The sequence below is a fragment of the Streptomyces sp. NPDC051136 genome (genome assembly GCF_044455745.1).
In the GTDB taxonomy this organism is placed as follows: domain Bacteria; phylum Actinomycetota; class Actinomycetes; order Streptomycetales; family Streptomycetaceae; genus Streptomyces.
This window is the reverse complement of sequence record NZ_JBITFE010000001.1, coordinates 211,909-231,484: the sequence shown is the minus strand read 5'-3', so window position 1 is coordinate 231,484 and position 19,576 is coordinate 211,909. Positions and strand designations below refer to the sequence as shown.

General features: G+C 74.0%; 14 protein-coding genes and 1 tRNA gene. 9 read left to right on the top strand and 6 right to left on the bottom strand.

Features of this window, described 5'->3' with window-relative positions; translation table 11 throughout:
* Positions 1 to 51: 51 nt before the first annotated feature.
* The 5 genes from ACIBCJ_RS01000 to ACIBCJ_RS00980 all read left to right on the top strand — a co-directional run bounded on the left by ACIBCJ_RS01000 (position 52) and on the right by ACIBCJ_RS00980 (position 7,168).
* Positions 52 to 1,062: a hypothetical protein gene (locus tag ACIBCJ_RS01000; protein WP_362091447.1), complete on the top strand. Its 1,011-nt coding sequence runs from the start codon at positions 52 to 54 to the stop codon at positions 1,060 to 1,062.
* Between the two features lie 87 nt (positions 1,063 to 1,149).
* Complete coding sequence (locus ACIBCJ_RS00995; RefSeq protein ID WP_362091444.1) at positions 1,150 to 2,664, top strand: amino acid permease; 1,515 nt, start codon at positions 1,150 to 1,152, stop codon at positions 2,662 to 2,664.
* Positions 2,665 to 2,869: 205 nt separating this feature from the next.
* Positions 2,870 to 3,949, top strand: a complete 1,080-nt coding sequence (locus ACIBCJ_RS00990; RefSeq protein WP_166661543.1) for a mechanosensitive ion channel family protein — start codon at positions 2,870 to 2,872, stop codon at positions 3,947 to 3,949.
* A 102-nt stretch (positions 3,950 to 4,051) separates the two neighbouring features.
* Positions 4,052 to 6,271, top strand: a complete 2,220-nt coding sequence (locus tag ACIBCJ_RS00985) for an NADP-dependent isocitrate dehydrogenase (RefSeq protein WP_362507544.1) — start codon at positions 4,052 to 4,054, stop codon at positions 6,269 to 6,271.
* A gap of 99 nt (positions 6,272 to 6,370) precedes the next feature.
* Positions 6,371 to 7,168 carry an N-formylglutamate amidohydrolase gene (locus ACIBCJ_RS00980; RefSeq protein ID WP_365978870.1) on the top strand — a complete coding sequence of 266 codons (798 nt, stop codon included), beginning with the start codon at positions 6,371 to 6,373 and terminating at the stop codon, positions 7,166 to 7,168.
* A 349-nt stretch (positions 7,169 to 7,517) separates the two neighbouring features.
* Here the strand turns inward: ACIBCJ_RS00980 and ACIBCJ_RS00975 are convergent, their stop codons facing one another.
* Genes ACIBCJ_RS00975 through ACIBCJ_RS00965 form a run of 3 tightly spaced genes read right to left on the bottom strand, consistent with a single transcriptional unit; the run spans position 7,518 to position 10,125 of the window.
* A complete protein-coding gene (locus tag ACIBCJ_RS00975) occupies positions 7,518 to 8,048 on the bottom strand; it encodes a hypothetical protein (protein ID WP_399281544.1) in 531 nt (176 codons plus the stop codon).
* Positions 8,045 to 8,683, bottom strand: a complete 639-nt coding sequence (locus ACIBCJ_RS00970) for an RNA polymerase sigma factor (RefSeq protein WP_208298276.1) — start codon at positions 8,681 to 8,683, stop codon at positions 8,045 to 8,047. Before ACIBCJ_RS00970 ends, ACIBCJ_RS00975 begins: the two co-directional genes overlap by 4 nt.
* An 8-nt stretch (positions 8,684 to 8,691) precedes the next feature.
* On the bottom strand, positions 8,692 to 10,125 hold the full coding sequence (locus ACIBCJ_RS00965; RefSeq protein ID WP_365978871.1) for a S8/S53 family peptidase: 1,434 nt from the start codon (positions 10,123 to 10,125) through the stop codon (positions 8,692 to 8,694).
* A gap of 184 nt (positions 10,126 to 10,309) precedes the next feature.
* On the opposite strand from ACIBCJ_RS00965, the gene ACIBCJ_RS00960 reads away from it, so the two are divergent.
* Positions 10,310 to 13,291, top strand: coding sequence for a CHAT domain-containing protein (locus ACIBCJ_RS00960; protein WP_399281848.1), 2,982 nt, complete (start codon positions 10,310 to 10,312; stop codon positions 13,289 to 13,291).
* Positions 13,292 to 13,356: 65 nt separating this feature from the next.
* Here the strand turns inward: ACIBCJ_RS00960 and ACIBCJ_RS00955 are convergent, their stop codons facing one another.
* Positions 13,357 to 15,171: a LuxR family transcriptional regulator gene (locus ACIBCJ_RS00955; RefSeq protein ID WP_365978873.1), complete on the bottom strand. Its 1,815-nt coding sequence runs from the start codon at positions 15,169 to 15,171 to the stop codon at positions 13,357 to 13,359.
* 95 nt (positions 15,172 to 15,266) lie between these two features.
* Between ACIBCJ_RS00955 and ACIBCJ_RS00950 the strand changes: the two genes are divergently transcribed.
* Complete coding sequence (locus ACIBCJ_RS00950; protein WP_362507535.1) at positions 15,267 to 16,346, top strand: hypothetical protein; 1,080 nt, start codon at positions 15,267 to 15,269, stop codon at positions 16,344 to 16,346.
* A gap of 152 nt (positions 16,347 to 16,498) precedes the next feature.
* On the opposite strand, the gene ACIBCJ_RS00945 is transcribed toward ACIBCJ_RS00950, so the two are convergent.
* A complete protein-coding gene (locus ACIBCJ_RS00945) occupies positions 16,499 to 17,173 on the bottom strand; it encodes a glutathione S-transferase C-terminal domain-containing protein (RefSeq protein ID WP_362091420.1) in 675 nt (224 codons plus the stop codon).
* 237 nt (positions 17,174 to 17,410) lie between these two features.
* Between ACIBCJ_RS00945 and ACIBCJ_RS00940 the strand changes: the two genes are divergently transcribed.
* Positions 17,411 to 17,484: transfer RNA gene (locus tag ACIBCJ_RS00940), tRNA-Pro, on the top strand.
* Positions 17,485 to 17,605: 121 nt separating this feature from the next.
* Complete coding sequence (locus ACIBCJ_RS00935; RefSeq protein WP_399281541.1) at positions 17,606 to 18,592, top strand: bile acid:sodium symporter family protein; 987 nt, start codon at positions 17,606 to 17,608, stop codon at positions 18,590 to 18,592.
* A gap of 58 nt (positions 18,593 to 18,650) precedes the next feature.
* Here the strand turns inward: ACIBCJ_RS00935 and ACIBCJ_RS00930 are convergent, their stop codons facing one another.
* Entirely contained in the window at positions 18,651 to 19,310 is a 660-nt protein-coding gene (locus tag ACIBCJ_RS00930) for a hypothetical protein (RefSeq protein WP_365978874.1), read from the bottom strand.
* Positions 19,311 to 19,576 lie beyond the last annotated feature (266 nt).

Here is a 19,576-nt window from a genome sequence, read left to right as displayed (position 1 = left end):
GTTACGCCATGCTGCCGTCCGGATCGTTCCGCTCCCGTCAGCGGGCGCCTGATGGCCAGAGACGGAGCACAGCCCGCCTACGACCCCGCCGGCCACGACACCGCGCTGCGTTCCGCCCTCCAGGAGGTGCGGGCCGGACGCTGGATGTCGATGCGCACCCTGCTGGAGCAGACCGGCACCTGGTCGCAGTGGACCCGGCGCACCCAGGTGCTGGCCGCCTCGGCGGCCGGTACGGACGTGGTGCGGACCTGGCTCGAGGAGGAGCCGCACAGTGCGGCGGCCGCGGTGATGCACGCGCGGGTCGTCGTGGAGCGAGCACTGCGCGCGCACCGTGAGGACCACCCCCGCACCCGCGAACTGTGGCTGCAGGCCTGGCACGCCTGCGACGCGGCGGCGCGGGCCGTGCCCCAGGACCCGGTGCCGTGGGTGTGCCTGCTGGCGCTGGCCCGGCTGGACGAGGGGCAGCGCTGGGAGGAGCACCGGATGGCGCCGCCGGAGCCGATGCTGCCGCCGGGGCCGTGGGGGCTGCTCGCCGAGGCCGCCAAGCGGGACCCGTACAACCGCGAGGCGCACCACCGCATGCTGCAGTTCCTGTATCCGCGCGGCGGTTCCGAACGCCTCGCCCAGGCGGCGGGGTTCGCGCACTGGGCGGCGGGATCGGCGCCGCCGGGCTCGGCGCTGCACGTGCTGCCGCTGTACGTGCGGGTCGAGCGCTACCGCCGCTCGGCCGCGCGGGAGGCGGCGCTGGATCTGCACTGGGTGGCGGAGGACGCCACCCGTGAGGCGCGGCAGGCGTTCGACTCCTGGTTCACGCTGTCCCAGCGCGACGAGCGCTCCCTGCCGGACCTGAACCACCTGGCCCACGCGCTGTGGGGCGCCCTCAAGTTCCGGGAGGCGAACCAGGTGTTCGACGCGCTCGGCCCCTACTGGACGCCGATGCCATGGGCCTGCCGCACCCCGGGCGACGGCTCGGCCCGGCGGGCGGTGGAGGTCTTCCTCCAGGCCCGCACGCGCAGCCGCTCGGCCGCCGGCGGCCGCGGCGGTGACCGACGCCGCCCTTGACCCCCACCCTTTCGCCCCTACCCCCCTTCCGTCCTTCCGCCGTTCCACCCTTCCGTTCTTCCGCCCTTCCGTCCCCGGAGGTCTCCCTTGTCCCGCCCGTCTGAACCGACCGTCCACGACGAGGAACAACGCCTGCGCGAACTCGGCTACCGGCCGGTGCTGGCCCGCCGCATGGGCGGCTTCGGCAACTTCGCGATCAGCTTCTCGGTGATCTCGATCCTGTCCGGCTGCATGACCCTGTACGGCTTCGGGCTGGGCACCGGCGGCCCCGCCGTGATGCTGTGGGGCTGGGCGGGCGTCGGCCTGTTCGTGCTGTGCGTCGGGATGGCACTGGCCGAGGTCACCAGCGCCTATCCGACCTCGGGCGCGCTGTACTACATGGCCGACCGGCTCGGGGGCCGGCGCTGGGGCTGGTACACCGGCTGGCTGAACCTGCTGGGGCTGCTCGGCGCGATCGCCGGGATCGACTACGGGGCGGCGCTGTTCACCGGCGCGTTCCTGAACCTGCAGTGGGGCTTCGAGCCGACGCCGGAGAAGACGATGCTGATCTTCGTCGTGATCCTGCTGCTGCACGCCACCCTCAACCTCTTCGGCGTGCGGCTGGTCAGCGTCCTCAACTCGGTGAGCGTGTGGTGGCACCTGGCCGGTGTGGCGCTGATCGTCGGCGCGCTGGTGATCGTCCCCGACCACCACCAGTCACCGTCCTTCGTCTTCACGGAGTTCGTCAACGACACCGGCTGGGAGAACCCGCTGTACGTGGCCGCGATCGGGCTGCTGCTCGCCCAGTACACCTTCTCCGGCTACGACGCCTCCGCCCACCTCTCCGAGGAGACCTCGAACGCCTCGGTGTCGGCGGCGCGCGGCATCGTGCGGGCCATCTGGGTGTCGTGGCTGGCGGGTTTCGTGCTGCTGGCCGGGCTGACCTTCGCCATCCAGGACTACGACGCGACGCGCGACACCGCGACCGGTGTGCCGCCCGCGCAGATCCTCCTCGACGGGCTGGGCACGGACGGCGCGAGCGCGCTGCTGCTCGTGGTGATCGTGGCGCAGCTGTTCTGCGGCAACGCGGAGGTGGCCGCCGCCAGCCGGATGGTGTTCGCGTTCAGCCGGGACGGCGCCCTGCCGGGCTCGTCGCTGTGGCGCAAGGTGTCCGCCCGCACCCAGACGCCGGTGGCCGCGGTGTGGCTGTCGGTGGCGGTGGCCTGTCTGCTCGCCGTGCCGTCCCTGTACTCGGCGACGGCGTACGGCGCGGTGACCGCCATCAACGTCATCGGCATCACCCCGGCGTACGCGATCCCGGTGCTGCTGCGGCTGCGGGCCGGTGACCGGTTCACGCCGGGCCCGTGGAGCCTGGGGCGGTGGAGCAGGCCGGTCGGGTGGGTCGCGGTGGTGTGGGTGGCGTTGGTCACCGTGCTGTTCTGCCTCCCCCAGTCGTCCCCGGTGACGGCCGACACGATGAACTACGCCGTCGTGGCGCTGGCCGTCGTACTGGTATTGGCCACGGTGTGGTGGTTCGTCGCCCGCCGTTCGTACGGCACGCCCACGACCGCGGCCTACGGCGACGACCGTGAGCAGGCGGAACTGGCCGAGGGCATCGTCTGAAACACCGGTCCGGCGCCTCGGCGCGGTGCGGAACACCGCTCGGGATGCGGCAGGATGAGCCCGCGCACCGGTCGAACTGCCTTGCGGTTCGGCCGGGTCGCACATCCCCGACATCCCGTTATCGAGCAGGTGACGACGTGACGAGCAAGCACACGCGGCCGTCGGCGAAGGGCTTCGCCGCGGCCGCGCCCCCTGGAGGTGGCCGGTGACCGAGGACCTGACCATGGACCGCCTGCTGCCCGCCGGCATCGCGCTGGTGGCGGGTCTGCTGGGCGCGTTCCTGCTGCGGCTGCTGCTGCGCTGGCTGGCCGGTCACGCCGGGCGCACCCGCTGGGGCGGCGACGACGTGATCGTGGCCGCGCTGCGCACGGTGGCGCCGTGGGCGGCGATCGCCGCCGGGGCGGCCGGCGCGGCGGCGGCGCTGCCGCTGAAGCGGGCGGTGCAGCACAGTGTCAACCAGGTGCTGACGGTACTGCTGATCTTCGTGGTGACGCTGACCGCGGCCCGGGTGGTCGCGGGTCTGGTGCGGACGGTGACCAGCTCGCGCTCCGGGGTCGCCGGGTCGGCCACCATCTTCGTCAACATCACCCGGATCCTGGTGCTGGCGATCGGGTTCCTGGTGATGCTCCAGACGCTGGGCGTGTCCATCGCGCCGATGCTCACCGCCCTGGGCGTCGGCGGTCTGGCCGTCGCGCTGGCCCTCCAGGACACGCTGGCCAACCTCTTCGCGGGCATCCACATCCTCGCCTCGAAGACCGTGCAGCCGGGTGACTACATCCAGCTCAGCAGCGGCGAGGAGGGGTACGTCGAGGACATCAACTGGCGGCAGACCACCGTCCGGGAGCTGTCCAACAACCTGGTCGTCATTCCGAACGGGCAGCTCGCGAAGTCCAACATGACCAACTTCATGCGCCCCGAGCAGCGGCTCACGATCCTGGTCCAGGTCGGGGTGTCCTACGACAGTGACCTGGACCACGTGGAGCGGGTGACGACCGAGGTGATCTCCGAGGTGATGACGGAGGTCGGCGGCGCCGTGCCGGACCACGAGCCGGCGATCCGGTTCCACACCTTCGGCGACTCGCGGATCGGCTTCACGGTGATCCTCGGCGTGGGCGAGTTCAGCGACCAGTACCGGATCAAGCACGAGTTCATCAAGCGCCTGCACAAGCGCTACCGCGCCGAGGGCATCCGGATCCCGGCGCCGGCCCGGACGGTCGCGCTCCAGCAGGGGGCCGTGGTGCTCCCGCAGCAGCGGGCGGGCGAGGACGCCCTTCCGCTCGTCTGACCGCAGGGTGGCCGGAATCTCCCGGCCACCCCTGTCGAGCCGAGGTCGATCAGGAGATATCTTGATGTCGAGCAATGTTGCAGACGTGGAGCGGAGCACCCGGTGACTGACTCGACCATCATCTATACACACACTGACGAGGCCCCGGCCCTGGCGACGTATTCGTTCCTGCCGGTGGTCCGGGCGTACGCCTCGCAGGCGGGTGTCGCGGTCGAGACCCGCGACATCTCGCTGGCCGGCCGCATCATCGCCCTGTTCCCGGAGTACCTCACCGAGGACCAGCGCATCCCGGACGCCCTCGCGGAGCTGGGCGAGCTGGCCAAGACGCCCGCCGCCAACATCATCAAGCTGCCGAACATCTCGGCGTCCATCCCGCAGCTCAAGGCCGCGATCGCGGAGCTCCAGGGCCAGGGCTACGCGCTGCCGGCTTACCCGGACGACCCGAAGACCGACGAGGAGCGCGACGTCCGCGCCCGCTACGACAAGGTCAAGGGCTCCGCGGTCAACCCGGTGCTGCGCGAGGGCAACTCCGACCGCCGTGCCCCGGCGTCGGTGAAGAACTACGCCAAGACCCACCCGCACCGCATGGGCGCCTGGACCGGCGACTCCAAGACCAACGTCGCGACCATGGGTGAGAACGACTTCCGTTCCACCGAGAAGTCCGTGGTGATCGCCGAGGACGGCACCCTGCGGATCGAGCTGGTCGGCGACGACGGCACCACGACCGTGCTGCGCGAGTCCGTACCGGTGAAGAAGGACGAGGTCGTCGACGCCTCCGTGCTGCGCGTCGCCGCGCTGCGCGAGTTCCTCACCGCGCAGGTCGCGCGGGCCAAGGCGGAGGGCATCCTCTACTCGGTGCACCTGAAGGCCACGATGATGAAGGTCTCCGACCCGATCATCTTCGGCCACGTGGTCCGCGCCTTCTTCCCGAAGACCTTCGCCCAGTACGGCGACGTGCTCGCCAAGGCCGGCCTCACGCCGAACGACGGTCTGGGCGGCATCTACAAGGGCCTGGAGTCCCTGCCGGAGGGCGCCGAGATCAAGGCGTCCTTCGACGCCGAGCTGGCCGAGGGCCCGGAGCTGGCCATGGTCGACTCCGACAAGGGCATCACCAACCTGCACGTGCCGTCCGACGTCATCATCGACGCCTCCATGCCGGCCATGATCCGCACCTCCGGTCACATGTGGGGCGCGGACGGCCAGGAGCACGACGCCCTCGCCGTGATCCCGGACTCCTCGTACGCCGGTGTGTACCAGGCCGTGATCGAGGACTGCCGCGCCAACGGCGCCTACGACCCCTCCACCATGGGTTCGGTCCCGAACGTCGGCCTCATGGCGCAGAAGGCCGAGGAGTACGGCAGCCACGACAAGACCTTCGAGATCCCCACCACGGGCACGGTCCGCCTGGTCGACGCCGCGGGCAACGCCGTCCTGGAGCAGACGGTCTCCGCCGGTGACATCTTCCGCGCCTGCCAGACCAAGGACGCCCCGATCCGCGACTGGGTGAAGCTCGCCGTCACCCGCGCCCGCGCCACCGGCGACCCGGCCGTGTTCTGGCTGGACGAGGGCCGCGCCCACGACGCCAACCTGATCGCCAAGGTGAAGGCGTACCTGCCGGAGCACGACACCGAGGGCCTGGACATCAAGATCCTGTCCCCGGTGGAGGCCACCAAGCTGTCGGTGGAGCGCATCCGCCGCGGCGAGAACACCATCTCGGTGACCGGCAACGTGCTGCGCGACTACCTGACCGACCTTTTCCCCATCCTGGAGCTGGGCACCAGCGCCAAGATGCTGTCGGTCGTCCCGCTGATGGCGGGCGGCGGCCTCTTCGAGACCGGCGCCGGCGGCTCCGCGCCCAAGCACGTCCAGCAGCTGGTCAAGGAGGACTACCTGCGCTGGGACTCCCTCGGTGAGTTCTTCGCCCTGGTGCCGTCCCTGGAGCAGTACGCCGAGGCCACCGGCAACACCCGTGCCAAGGTCCTCGCCGACACGCTCGACCGCGCCACGGCGACCTTCCTCAACGAGGACAAGTCCCCGACCCGTCGCGTCGGCGGCATCGACAACCGCGGCAGCCACTTCTACCTGTCCCTGTACTGGGCGCAGGAGCTGGCCGGGCAGACCGACGACGCGGACCTGGCCAAGGCCTTCGCCCCGCTCGCCGAGACGCTCACCGCGAGCGAGCAGAAGATCGTGGAGGAGCTGAACGCCGTCCAGGGCAAGCCGGCCGAGATCGGCGGCTACTACCAGCCCGACCCGGCCAAGGCCGCCAAGGTCATGCGCCCGTCGGCCACCTGGAACGAGGCGCTGGCGTCCCTCGCCTGATCCTCGGGAGCCCCGCGCGTCCCACGGGCACCCCGTCTCCGCTCGCCGGAGGCGGGGTGCCCCTCTGTCATCGCCCCTCAGAGCTCCGGAGCACTCCTCATGCCCGACTCCCCCGCCCCCTTCGCCCTCCTCCCGGGGGCCGCCGCCTCCCCCGTGATCCTGCACGTGCCGCACTCCTCCCGCGAGATCCCCGCCGACGTCCGTCCCGGCATCGTGCTCACGGACGCGGAGCTGGAGCGGGAGCTGGACCACATGACCGACGCGCACACGGACGAGATCGCCGAGCGGGCCGCGGCCCTGGCCGCCCGCACGCCCTGGCGGTTCGTGAACCGGGTCTCGCGGCTGGTGACCGACCCGGAGCGGTTCCCGGACGAGCGGGAGGAGATGACGGCCGTCGGGATGGGCGCCGTGTACACGCGCACCTCGCACCGTGCGGCGCTGCGCCCGCGGGGCACGGATCCCGAGCCGCTGATCGAGCGCTGGTTCCGGCCCTACGCGCGGGCGATGACCGAGGCGGTCGCCGACCGGCTGGCGGTCACCGGCCGGGCCGTGATCGTCGACGTGCACTCCTACCCGACCGAGCCGCTCCCCTACGAGCTGCACGGCGCGGGGCCGCGTCCGCCCGTCTGTCTGGGCACCGACGGCTTCCACACGCCGCCGGAGCTGCTCGCCGCGGCCCGCAGGGCGTTCGCCCCGTGCGGGGAGACCACCCTGGACAGCCCGTTCGCCGGGGCGTACGTGCCGCTGGACTTCTACGGCGAGCGCAGAGAGGTCGCGGCGCTGATGGTGGAGATCCGCCGGGACGCCTACATGACGGAGCCGGGCGGTCCGGCGGGACCCGGTCTGTCCCGGGTCGCCGCGTCGCTGGCGGCGCTCGTCGACGCCGTGTCGGGGTGAGGGTCCCGGACGGCGGCGCGGGACGGCCTGGCGCGCGGGACGGCCTGGCGCGCGGGACGGCCTGGCGCGCGGGACGGCCTGGCGCGCGGGACGGCCTGGCGCGCGGGACGGCCGGGCGGGCGGGACGGCCGGGACGGCCTGGCGGGCGGTCTCCGGGCTCGGCGCCGCCTCGGACGGGCCGATGTGCCGAAGGGCCGGGTCACCGACTCGCTGCGCACCCGCGTGACGGCCTTCCCGCAGGCCCGCCGCGGGGCCGCGGGCGCGACGGCCTCCGTCTCGAACGGTGACGGCGGCAGATCACGCTCCGGCCCCGCGTTGCCCTGTGCCGCCCGCACCCGGGGCCCCGCGCTCAGGCCCGCAGCCACTCCGTCACGACCACCTCCCGGCCGGTGCGCAGCCGCAGCGCGAACGGTCCGGCGGGCGGGGCCGCGCCGGTGAACCGGCCCATGTCGTCCGCCGTCAGCCGGGCATGGGCCCGCGGGCCGCTCAGCACCTCGATCCCGGCCGGGCCCGGCGGCAGCAGCTGGCCGATCAGGCCGTCCGCGGTCACCTCGACGTCGACGGTGACCCCGTCCGCGCGGAAGGTGAGCATCCGCGGCGGGTCCGCCTCCCCTCTGACGGGGATGCCGTCCACCAGCGAGTCGAAGACCAGCTCGGCCACGCGGGCGTCCAGGTCGTGCAGGGCGAAGGCGTCGACGGCGATCCGCCGCAGTTCGGCCGGGACCGGGTCGAGGATCGCGGCGGCCTGCCGCAGCTCCTCCTCCAGCAGACCGTCGTGCAGCTCGTCGTCCGGGTCGCCGCCGGACTCACCGGGCGCGGCGTACTGCTCGAACCCGTCGAGCCTGTCGAACCCGTCGAACTCGTCGTTGAGGTCGCTCACTTCGTCCCCCGTGCGTCCAGCCGGGCCCGCAGCCGGCGCAGGCAGCGCTGGCGCATCGGCCCGATGCTGCCCACCGCGATCCCCAGCGCGGTGGACACCTCCTGATAACTGGGCGGCGGCGAGGAGATCAGCACCCGCAGCAACTGGCGGCACCGCTCGCCCAGTTCCTCGAACTCCTGCCACAGCAGCCGTACCCGCTCGGTCTGCGCGGCGGCCTCCTCGGAGTCGAGCACCGACTCCTCCGGCGTACGGTCCTCGCTCGGCCGGTCGAGCAGCTGAGGGTCGTCGGTCGGCGTCCACCGCCTGGAGGCCTTGAGCAGTTTCAGGCACTCGTGCCGTGCCGTGCTCGCCAGCCAGGACCCGGTCTTCTCGGGTTCCCGGATCCGGCCCAGGTGCTGGGCGAAACGGAACCAGGCGGTCTGGTACACCTCGTGCGCGTCGGCGTCGGACAGCCCGTGCGACCTGGCCACGGACCACACGAGCGGGCCGAGCCCGTCCACCAGTGATTTCCAGGCCGCCGCGTCCCCGTCGGCCGCCGACTGGACGAGCGCCCCGACCTCTGCACGGTCCACGGTCCCACCCCTCGTGTACGACGTGCCATCGTACGCCGTGGAGCGGATGGTTCCGACCGGCATCAGCCCGTTCACGACCCGCCGGCCGACGGGTCGACGGAGACCGGGTGCCAGGTGGGCGGCAGCAGCGCGGGCACGTGCGCCCCGCGCACCTCCGCGTACTCGGTGTTGGCCGCGAGCAACTGCCCGCCGGCCGCGCGCGGGTCGGTCTCCTTGTGCGCCGTCATGCGGGCGGCGACCAGGCCCGCGACCACGGGAGCGGCGAAGGAGGTTCCGCTCCACTGCGCGTGTCCTTCGAACATCACCTGGTCCGGCTTGGCGGGCGCCTCGCCCGGCTCGCTCAGCACCCCGTTGTGCCGGGGGTACTGGCAGGTGCAGGGGTAGGTGAAGCCGTAGCGGCAGGAGTCGTAGGTGGAGTGCTGGTAGACGTACGGCACCGGGGTGCCGAAGCCGGTGAGGGCGCTGGTGAGGCGCTCGCCGGGGGCGTAGGCCCGCACCCAGGCTCCGTGGTTGCTGAAGCAGGCGCCGAACTCGCCGTCGGAGCGCAGCGCGCCGATCGACAGCACCGAGTCCTCCCAGCCGGGGAGGGTGGCGTAGGCGGCCGGCCAGAAGGGCGTGGCGCTGGCGTTGTTGCCGGCGGCGGCGACCAGCAGGGTGCGCTGGTCGCGGAGTTCCTCCATGAAGGCGTGGACGCCGAGCAGGCCGTCGGTGCGTCCGTTGGAGGTGCCGGCGGACAGGCTGAGGATCTCGGGCCAGCCGCCTCGGTCGACGGCCTCGAAGAGCTTCTCGCCCAGCTCGGACTCCAGGATCGCGCCCGCGTCGTTGAGGGTGTTGCGGACGGTCACGTCGGTGTTGGGCGCCACCGCGGCGACGAGCCCGGCGATGAAGGTGCCGTGGCCGACGTACTGGCACAGGACGCCGTCGTCGCCGCACTCCCTGATCTGGGCGTCGCCCTCGGTGTGGGCCAGCAGCGGGTAGGACCGGTAGTCGTTCATGAGGCCGGTGTCGACGACGAGGACGCCGACGGCGGTCGAGGCGTCGTACGGCGTGCCGTCGGCGGCCGGGTTGGGCGGCTCGCTCAGCGGGACGGGCACGGGCTCGTCGCCGGGGCAGGCGTTGACGGCGATGGAGACGACGTGGTTGCGGCTGATCAGCCGGCGGCCCGCGCGGCCCTCCATGGTCCGCAGGGAGCGCAGGGCGTGGGCGACCGTGGGGTCGCCGCCGCCGTCGCCCTCGCCGGGGTCGGCGACCCGGATGCGGGTGATGCCGGTGCGGTTGGTCTCGGGGCTCGCCCGGCGCACGTGGTCCGGTGTCAGTCCGGCCATCGCGGTGAAGTGGTCGCGCACGGTGTCCTCGACGAGGCGGGCCTCCTCGCCGTCGCGGGCGAGGACGACGCCCTTCTCGTAGAAGAACTCGGCGGAGTCGTCCGGGCCCATGGCCAGCGGTACGTCCGGCATCGAGCGCTGGATCTGGTCGAACTGCTCGCGGAATCGCTGTGGTGCCATGGCTTCTCCCCCACTGAGCGGTGCCGGTCGTGGCCGCGGTCGTGACCACGGCGGTGGCGGCGGTCTTCAACCAGAGTCCCGGGGCCGCCGATTGATACAGACTCGAACCTGTGGGGCGTGGTTGCGGAGCATTACCATCCGTGGGGTGACGGCGCGAAACGACTCGGTTCTCGACCTGCTGCCGATGGTGTTCGCCGCCCCGGGCGAAGCGCTGACGCGGGCGGAGGAGGTGCTCGGCGCCGACCCCTCGCCGTTGCACGCCTCGGTCGCCCATCAGGTGATCGGCATCTGGCAGCGGGACTTCGGCGACACCCGGCGGGCCCTGGCCCATCTGCGGCGGGCCCGCGATCTCGCCGCCCGCGCCGACTCGGCCGAGCGGGAGGCGGACGTCCTGGCCACGCTGGGGGTCGCGCTGGTGCACGCCGGGCGCACGCGGGAGGGGCTGGCCGCGTTCGAGCGGGGCGTGGCGCGCGGGAGCGGGCACACCCGCGCGCGCGTGTTGTTCCGGCGGGCGTACGTGTGGTGGGTTCTCGGCCGGCACGGTGAGGCGCTGGAGGACGTACGGCGGGCGATCCCGGTGCTGCGGCAGGCGGACGACGTGATCTGGACGGCGCGGGCGCTGACGCTGCGGGCGACCGTGCACCTGGCACAGGGCTCGGTGGAACGGGCCGACGCGGACTTCACCGCGGCCGAGGCGCTGTGGGACACCACCGGCCAGGAGCACGACAAGGCCGACGCGGTGGAGAGCAGGGGGCTCGCGGCGTTCCGCGCGGGTGACGTGCCGGCGGCGCTGCGGCTCCTCGACGAGGCGGAGGAGCGGTACGCGAAGCTGGGCACGCCGACGTTCATGCTCACCATCCGGCGCTGCGAGGTGCTGATGGCGGCGGGTCTGGCGACGGAGGCGCTGGCGGAGGCGGACGCAGCGCTCGCCACGCTGGACGGGATCGGCGGGCAGTCCACCCGCAGGGCGGAGCTGCTGCTGGTCGCGGCGCGGGCGGCCCGGCTCGCGGGAGAGCCGCAGACCTCGCTCGCGCGCGCGGCCGTAGCGGTGCGGCTGTTCGCCGGGCAGCGGCGCACCTGGTACGAGACGCACGCCCGGCTGGTGCTGATCGAGGCGCGGGTCGCCACGGGAGGCGGTTCCGGCCGGCTGGTCGCGGACGCGGCGGCGGTGGCGGAGCGGCTGGCGGCGTTCGGAGCGCCGGCCGCGCCGGAGGCCTCGCTGCTCGCGGGCCGGATCGCGCTGGGCCTCGGCTGGACGGCGGACGCGGAGCGGCATCTGGCGGTGGCCGCGCGCAGCCGGCACAGCGGACCGCCGTTGGCGCGGATGACGGGGTGGGCGGCGCAGGCGCTGCGGGCGCGTGCGGCCGGGTCGGCGCGGGGTGTGCTGGAGGCCGGCCGTCGCGGTCTCGACGTCCTCGACGACCACCGGATGACGCTCGGCGCCTCGGAGCTGCGGGCCCGGGCCACCGCGCAGGGCGCGGAGCTGGCGGCGCTGGCGCAGCAGGCGTCCCTGGTCTCGGGCGGCCCTCGGCGGCTGCTGGACTGGAGCGAGCGCTGGCGGGCGACGGTGCTGTCGGCGCCGCCCACCCGGCCGCCGGCCGACCCGGTGCTGCTGACCGCCATGACGGCGTTCCGGGAGCTCGCCTCCCGTGCGGAGGAGGCGCGCACGGACGGTGGCCGGCCCGCTCCTGCCCTGGAGCGCGAACAGCGGCGCCTGGAGCGGGAGATCCGCTCCCGCACCCTGCACATACGGGGCGAGGCGCCCGGCGGCGGCGACCGGGTCGACGTGGCGCGGCTGCTGCGGCGGCTGGGCGACGACGTACGGCTGGTGGAGCTGGCGGTGCTCGAAGGGCGCGTGCACGTGCTGCTGTGCGGGCAGGGGCGGGTGCGGCGGTTCGAGGCCGGGCTGCTGGCCGAGGCGGAGGTGGAGGCCGAGCACGTGCAGGCGGGGCTGCGGCGGCTGGCCCACCCGGGCGCCGAGGCGCGGCTGCCGCTGGTGGAGGCGGCCGGCGCACGATTGCAGCACCTGCTCCTCGGACCGGCCGCGGCGCACCTGGGCCCGGGCCCGGTCGTCGTGGTCCCGCCGGGCCGGCTGCACCGGGTGCCGTGGGCCCTGCTGCCCGCGCTGCGCGAACGCGTCCTGAGCGTGTCGCCGTCGGCGAGCAGCTGGCTCCGCGCCCGGGACACCGCTCCCCCGCCCGGCGGCCGCCTGGTCCTGGTGCGCGGCCCGGGTCTGGCCAGCGGTGGCGCCGAGGTGCCGGAACTGGCCGACCGGTACGCCGGTCCGCGGGCGGCGGCAGTCGACGGCACGGGACCGCCGTCGCCCGGCGGTGCGACGGGGACGGACGAACCGCCGGGCGCACCGCGTCTCTCCCCGCCCGTGGACGGCGCGGAGCCCGCCCGCCGGGGACGGGACGACACGGGCCAGGGATGGCCCCGGGACGAGCGGCGCGGGCTTGCGGAGCCGACGGCGGCAGTCGACGGCACGGGACCGCCCTCGCCCGGCGGCGCGACGGGGACGGACGAACCGCCGGGCGCACCGCGTCTCTCCCCGCCCGTGGACGGCACGGAGCCCGCTCGCCGGGGTCTGGACGGCACGAGCCGAGGACGGGACGACACGGGCCGGGGATGGCCCCGGGACGAGCGGCGCGGGCTTGCGGAGCCGACGGGGGCAGGCGACGCTCCCCGGGGCGGGACGGTCGTGCTGGAAGGCGACGCGGCGCGGGTGCCGCGGGTCCTGCGGGAACTGGACGGCGCCGCGCTGGCGCACATCGCGGCGCACGGCACCTTCCGGGCGGACAGTCCCTTGTTCTCGTCGCTGCGGATGGCGGACGGACCGCTCATCGTGCACGACTTCGAGCGGCTGGACCGCAGCCCGTACCGGATCATCCTGCCGTGCTGCGACACCGCGCGGTTCGCGTCGGTCGGCGCCGACGAGTTGCTCGGCCTCGTCACCGCGCTGCTGCCGCTGGGCACGGCCGGCGTGGTGGCGTGCACCGCACCGGTGAACGACGCCGCCGCGGTGCCGTTGATGCTCGCCCTGCACAAGGGGCTGGAGGCGGGCCTGTCCCTGGCGGAGGCGTTGCGTGACGCGCGGGCCTCGCTGCCGGACGACGCCGTGCACCAGGCGACGGGGTGGGCCTTCTCGGCGTTCGGGGCGGCCTGAGGCCCTCCCGGCCGGACCCCGGGCCCCTGGCCAGGACCGGCCCCGGCCCCGGCCCCGGCCCCCGGTCAGGCGGGCTGGGGCTCGGGCAGTTCCACGAGGCAGGGCAGGGCGCCGCGGTCCGCCGCTCCGAGGCGGGTGTAGGCACCGTAGAGGTGGTTGCCGACGGTGCGGACGGAGAGGGTGAGCCGTTCGGCGATCTGCCGGTTGCTCAGGCCCGCGGCGGCGAGGGTGACGATCTGCCGCTGCCGGGCGGTGAGTTCCCCGAGCACCAGACCGGACAGCGCGGGGGTGCGGGCGCCCTGGCAGCGCCGGGTGAGGGCGACGGCACGGGTACGGGCGGTGCGGGCGGCGCTCGGGTCGCGGTGGACGCGTACCGCCTGGGCGTTCGCCTCGGCGGCGAACAGCAGGAAGCCGCGCCGCTCCAGCTCCTCGGCGACCCGGTCGAGCGCCGGTCCGTCCTCCCGTGCCAGGGCTTCGGCGTGCGCGGCGAAGACACCGGTCAGCCGGCCTCCCGCCCGCTGCGGCGCGCCGAGCCGGACGGCGTCGTACGGGTCGCCCGCGGGTGCCGTCGCGACCGCCTCGTCGAGGTCGCCGCGCGCGGCGGCGGCCCAGGTGGCGCAGGCCGCGGCCGTACCGCCGATCCCGCGGGGTCCGTCGCCCGACTGGGCCAGGGCCAGGGCGAGTTCGTCGTGGCAGGCCGGGTCGTCGTGACGGGTCCGCAGGCCTTCGCGGGCCCAGGCGGCGGCGTCGGACAGCCGGCCCCGCAGCCGTGCGAACCGGGCCCGCAGCGCCGCGTAGTGGGGCGGCAGCGCTGCCCCTTCGGCGGCCAGCCAGTCCCCGACGGGGGCTTCGCCCTCCCGTACGTCGGCCTGTTCGATGCGCCGGGCGAGGGCGGCCCGCTCCGCTTCCAGGGCGGGCCCGGTGCGGTCGGGGGTGCGGGCCAGGCGCCGGGTCCGCAGCCGGCCGGCGGCGGCGCGCAGGACCGGGCCGTGCAGGGGGTGCGCTAGACGGGCGCCGCCGTGGTCGTCGACGACCACCAGGCCCTCGGCCTCCAACCGCTCCAGGGCCCGCAGGCCGAAGGCGTCGGCGCCCGCGTCCAGGGGCAGGGGCAGGGGCTCGGCGAAAGCGAGGCGGTCGAGCGTCTCCCGCTCGTCGGCGCGGGCGCGTCCGAGGACGCGGGCGGTGCGCTCGCGCACCGCGGGGGTGAGGGGTACCGGTCCCCGCCACGCCCGCTGGTCCGTTCCCGGCACCGGCACGAGCAGGCCCTCCTCCCGCACGGCCGAGAGCAGTTCGCGCAGCAGCCGCAGGTCGCCCCGGCTCAGACGGTGCAGCCGGTCGAGGGACAGGGGTTCCAGGCGGGTGCCGGTGCCGTCCGTGAGGAGGCGGGCGGTGTCCTCGTGGGGCATCGGTCGCAGGGTGAGGCGCGGCAGCAACTCCCCGGTCCACAGCCGGGACACCGCGCCCGGTACGGGGGCTCCGTCGGTGGCGACGACCAGGAGCCGGGTGCGGCCGTGCACGGCGAGCTGGTGCACGAGGGCGGCGGAGGCGTCGTCGAGCAGGTGTGCGTCGTCGACCAGCAACAACCGTACGCCGGACAGGAGGTGTACCGCCCGGTGCAGGGTGACGGCCTCGGGCAGCAGGTGGGCGAAGGCGGCGAAGGGGGTGTCCCGGGTCTCGGGCGTCCCGGCGGCCCGGGCGCAGTCCGTGCCGCGTACGGCCTCCGTGACCAGCCGGGTCTTGCCCGCGCCCGCGGGTCCTGTCACCACCAGTCCGGCGTGCCCGGCCCCCACGGACCGGCGCACCAGTTCCAGTTCGTCCGACCGTCCGGTGAACGGCCAGGGGGTCTCCAGTGTCTTCGCATCCCGTACGGAAGTCGTCACGGGAACATGAGTCGGCCTACTCAGTCTTGATACAGGGCGAGTTGAGTACCCCTCGACTCAGGCGCCGTGGCGGCACGCAGGGCACGCTGGCGGGCATGACCGCACGCTACTGCTCCCTCGCGCGGCAGCCTGGCCCCGTGCTCGCTCCGGGGCTGGCCGCCGAGCGGGTCGCCGCGCTCGTCGGCGGGCAGCGGATGTGGGTCAACGGAACCGTGCTGCACTACTGCTTCCTCGGGGGCGACACCGACGCCTCGGTGGTCCCGATGCCCGGCACCGGACGGCCTCGGCGCGGGTCGTGGGTGGGGACCGAGGAGCAGCGGGACGTGGTGCGCGACTGCTTCCGGGAGTGGCGGGACCTCGGCATCGGGATCGGCCTCACCGAGGTCGGGGACCGGTCGGAGGCGGAGCTGCGGATCGGCTTCCAGCCCGGCGACGGGTCCTGGTCGGCGGTGGGCAAGGACGCGCTCCGGGTCGGTCTGAACGACCGTACGATGAACTTCGGCTGGGACCTGACCGCGCCGGGTGAGCGTGCGACGGCGCTGCACCAGATCGGGCACGCGCTCGGCATGCTGCACGAGCACCAGAGCCCGTTCGCGGGCCTCCTCTGGGACGACGAGGCCGTCTACTCGGAGCTGGCGGGCCCGCCCAACCACTGGACCCGGGAGCGCACCTTCCACAACATCCTGCGCAAGCTCGACGACGACGAGGCCAACGGCCCGGTCTGGGACCCCCAGTCGATCATGGAGTATCCCTTCCCCTCGGGGCTGATCCTGGAGCCGGAGCACTACCGCTCCGGCCTGCACCCGCCCGGTACCCTCTCCGCCGCCGACAAGGAGTTCGCCCTGCGCTGGTACCCGCCCACCGTCCGCCCCGGTCCGCTGGTGCCGTTCCGCTCGGTGCCGCTGGGCCTCGGGCCCGACGAGCAGGCCGACTTCCGGGTGGACCCGCCGGAGACCCGCGAGTACACGGTGGGCACCTTCGGCGACAGCGACGCCGTCGTCGTCGTCTTCGAGGAGCGGGACGGCGTGCCCCGCTACTTCGCCGGACAGGACGACGGGGGAACACCCCGCAACGCCACGATCAGGGCCCGTCTCGTCAAGGGCCGCCGCTATGTCGTCCGGGTGCGCCTGTACTCCTCGTGGGGTGCGGGCGAGACGGCGGTCATGTACTGGTGACCGCGCGGCTCACCGACACCCGGTCGCCGCGGCCGCAGTCCGGCGCCGGGGGCCGGCCGCGGAACGTCTCCTTCGGGGGAGGGTGGACGTTCCGCGGCCCGTGCCGTGTCCGCCGCTGGGGGGCGGCGGACACGGCCATTGCCGCGGGGTGATCAGGCGGGGCGGTCCGTGAGGTGACGGCCGAAGGCCGGGAGGGCGGTCAGGCGCCGCACATGGGACCAGAGAGCGGGGTGGTCGTCCGCGCCGCGCGGGGTGTCCCGGCGGACCAGGGCCGCCCACACCTCGACGTCGGCGGCGGTGAGCCGGTCGCCCAGGACGTAGCGGTGCGCGGACAGGCGGGTTTCCAGCGCGTCGAGTACGCCGGGCAGGGCCTCGGGGTCGGTGCTGCGGGCGCACAGTTCCTCGACCGCCTCCGTCTCCGCCTCGGTGCCGCGGGGGTAGAGCACGGGACCCGCGACGGAGGTGAAGTACCGGGCGAGGTCACGGGTGATGTGACGCGCGTGCGTGCTGACGATCCGGCCCGACCAGCCGTCGCTGAGCACCGGCACGACGGCCGGTCCCCGGTAGTGGTGGGCACTGGCCTCGTACAGCGGCCGCAGGGCGGCGTACCCGCCGTCGGGACAGTCGGGGCGCGGGGCCAGCAGGGTCACCGGACAGATCTCGTCCAGACCGAGCAGGGCGTGCACGACGGCGATGCCCAGACAGTCGTCGTGGCCGGGCGACAGGTGGAGGCGATAGCGGCGCGGTACGGCGTAGTGGCCGCTGCGCGGATCGCGGCCGATGCGTCCGCGGAAGGCGGGGGCAGGGGCGAGCGGTGTGACGGACATGGTTCTCCCCGGGTGATTCCCTACCTGTTCACTAGGATTACTGGGGAAGTGTCGACCGGCACCCGGAGCGCGTCAAGAGGGTGTCCACCCCCCGAGAGGGGCCGCGGCGTCACCCCCGAGAGGGGGACGCGGCGTCACCGGGAACGGGGGTGGGCAGGGTCCGGCCGCGACGCCGTCCCGCCCCGCGCATGGGGTAGGCTTGACCAGCGCGATCACGGAGAACGCCGATCGCGGCACCGGGACGTGGCGCAGCTTGGTAGCGCACTTGACTGGGGGTCAAGGGGTCGCAGGTTCAAATCCTGTCGTCCCGACGGTGTGGGAAGGGCCCCCGCGGGCGAAAGCTCGCGGGGGCCCTTTCTCGTGCGGTCAGGTGGCTGATCACATCGCGAGACGGCGTTGCGCCGGGCCGCCCACCAGGCGTTGTCTCGCACGGTGCGTACCGAACGAACCGATCGAACTGATCGAACCGAACGAACCGAACACCCGGGTGACGGCGTGGCCGGCGACCGCTCCGCGCGGCGCGCCGTGACCGTCTTCCCGGTCCTCGTCCTCCTGGCCGGCGCCGTCGGCCTGCTGCTCCCCGGGAGTTTCACCGGGTGGGGCGAGGCGGTGCCGTACCTGCTGGGCGTCGTGATGTTCTGCATGGGCATCACCATGACCCCGGACGACTTCCGCGGGGTCGTGAAGCGCCCCTGGGCGGTGGCGCTCGGACTGGTCGCGCACTACGTCATCATGCCGGGGCTCGGCTGGGCGATCGCCCACCTGCTCGACCTGTCCCCGCAGCTCGCCGCCGGCGTCATCCTGGTGGGCTGCGCGCCCAGCGGCACCGCCTCCAACGTCGTGACCTACCTGGCGCGCGGCGACGTCGCCCTGTCGGTCTCCGTCGCCACCGTCTCCACCCTGGTCGCTCCGCTGGTCACCCCGCCACTGACGCTGCTGCTGGCCGGCGAGTACCTCCCGGTGGACGCCGGGTCCATGGTCACGGACATCCTGAAGACGGTGCTGCTTCCCGTCCTCGCGGGCGTCGTCGTGCGGCTCCTGGCGGGACGGTACGTGCAGCGCGCGCTGCCGGCGCTGCCCTGGCTGTCCGCGCTGACGATCGCCGTGATCGTGGCGGTCGTGGTGGCGGGCAGCGCGGACGCCATCAAGTCGGCCGCCGGGCTGGTCCTCGTCGCGGTCGTGCTCCACAACGGGCTCGGTCTGGCGCTCGGTTACGGCGCGGGGCGCCTCGGCCGGCTGGGTGAGCCCGGCAGCCGGGCCATGGCCTTCGAGGTCGGCATGCAGAACTCCGGCCTCGCCGCCTCGCTGGCCACCGCCCACTTCAGCCCGCTTGCGGCGCTGCCGGCCGCGGTGTTCTCCGTCTGGCACAACGTCTCCGGCGCGGTGGTCGCCGCGTGGCTGTCGCGCCGGGGGCGGTGACGCGACCGGCGGTCGGCCTGTAGGGATCGGCCGTTGGGCCCGGGGGGGGCCGCTCGGATCAGCCGGTGGCCGGTCCGGAGCGGAACGCGGCGGGTCCGCATTCCGGGGAGGTCCCGGGGAGCTGCCCGCCCGGTGGCACGTACCGCGACCGCCCGGTCTGATCGGTCACCTGAGTGAACCCGGCCGCTCGCAGGAGGGCCGCGTACTTGGCCCTGAAGTGCCGGTTGACGGCGAATCCGACGGGCAGGAGGGCCATCAGCCCGGCCCACACGGCACCGGCGAGAACCACGGCGGTGGTACCCGTGCCGAGCGCGAAGCCGATGGGCACGGCCAGCGGAACCGCGCCGACACCCGTGAGCAGGATCCGCTGCCTGTCGGTGTACATGGCGGTGATGTCGAACGTGATGCGGGCTTTGAGAAGCTCGACCTCTTCGGGCACCAGGGGCGGGAGCGCACCCCCGTCGCTCGCGTTCGGGTACCGCGCCCAGTTCTCCGCGGCTCGCGCCCGGGCCTGCGGGCCGGGGTCCGGCACGATCAGCATCACGAAACCGTTGCCCTGTGGCCCGCCCTGCCGTATGTCCGCGTACCCGTACCCGAACTGCTGGGCGATGAAGGCGAGTCGGCTGAGCTTCTTCATCGTCGCCATGGCGAGGGTGACCTCGACGGGCTCCCCGCTCGCCATCTGCCGCAGCATCTTCCGCACGTGCCGTCTGCTCATCGGTCCCCCGTCCCCCACACGGCCTCGGCGGTCGCCGGCAGTGCCGTGCTGCCTCACGAACATCCACCAGCTTGCCGATCACCCAGGGCAGCCGCAAGCAGTGGCCCGACGCTGTCGCCGGACGTCCCCTGCCGGACGACGGGACAGGCCGGCGACCGCCATCCCGTTCGCTCTCTGTCGGACCCCGTGCGCCGCGACGAAGTGTCCCGACCGGGGGCCGGATGCCCTACACCCTGTCTCCTCCGGCGCACCGCGGGGCACGGCTA

Bases quoted from the DNA above. Each gene is read 5' to 3' on its own strand.
- ACIBCJ_RS01000 (WP_362091447.1), top strand. From the start codon at position 52: ATGGCCAGAGACGGAGCACAGCCCGCCTACGACCCCGCCGGCCACGAC.
- ACIBCJ_RS00980 (WP_365978870.1), top strand. From the start codon at position 6,371: ATGCCCGACTCCCCCGCCCCCTTCGCCCTCCTCCCGGGGGCCGCCGCC.
- ACIBCJ_RS00970 (WP_208298276.1), bottom strand. From the start codon at position 8,683: ATGCCGGTCGGAACCATCCGCTCCACGGCGTACGATGGCACGTCGTAC.
- ACIBCJ_RS00965 (WP_365978871.1), bottom strand. From the start codon at position 10,125: ATGGCACCACAGCGATTCCGCGAGCAGTTCGACCAGATCCAGCGCTCG.
- ACIBCJ_RS00960 (WP_399281848.1), top strand. From the start codon at position 10,310: ATGGTGTTCGCCGCCCCGGGCGAAGCGCTGACGCGGGCGGAGGAGGTG.
- ACIBCJ_RS00950 (WP_362507535.1), top strand. From the start codon at position 15,267: ATGACCGCACGCTACTGCTCCCTCGCGCGGCAGCCTGGCCCCGTGCTC.
- ACIBCJ_RS00945 (WP_362091420.1), bottom strand. From the start codon at position 17,173: ATGTCCGTCACACCGCTCGCCCCTGCCCCCGCCTTCCGCGGACGCATC.
- ACIBCJ_RS00930 (WP_365978874.1), bottom strand. From the start codon at position 19,310: ATGAGCAGACGGCACGTGCGGAAGATGCTGCGGCAGATGGCGAGCGGG.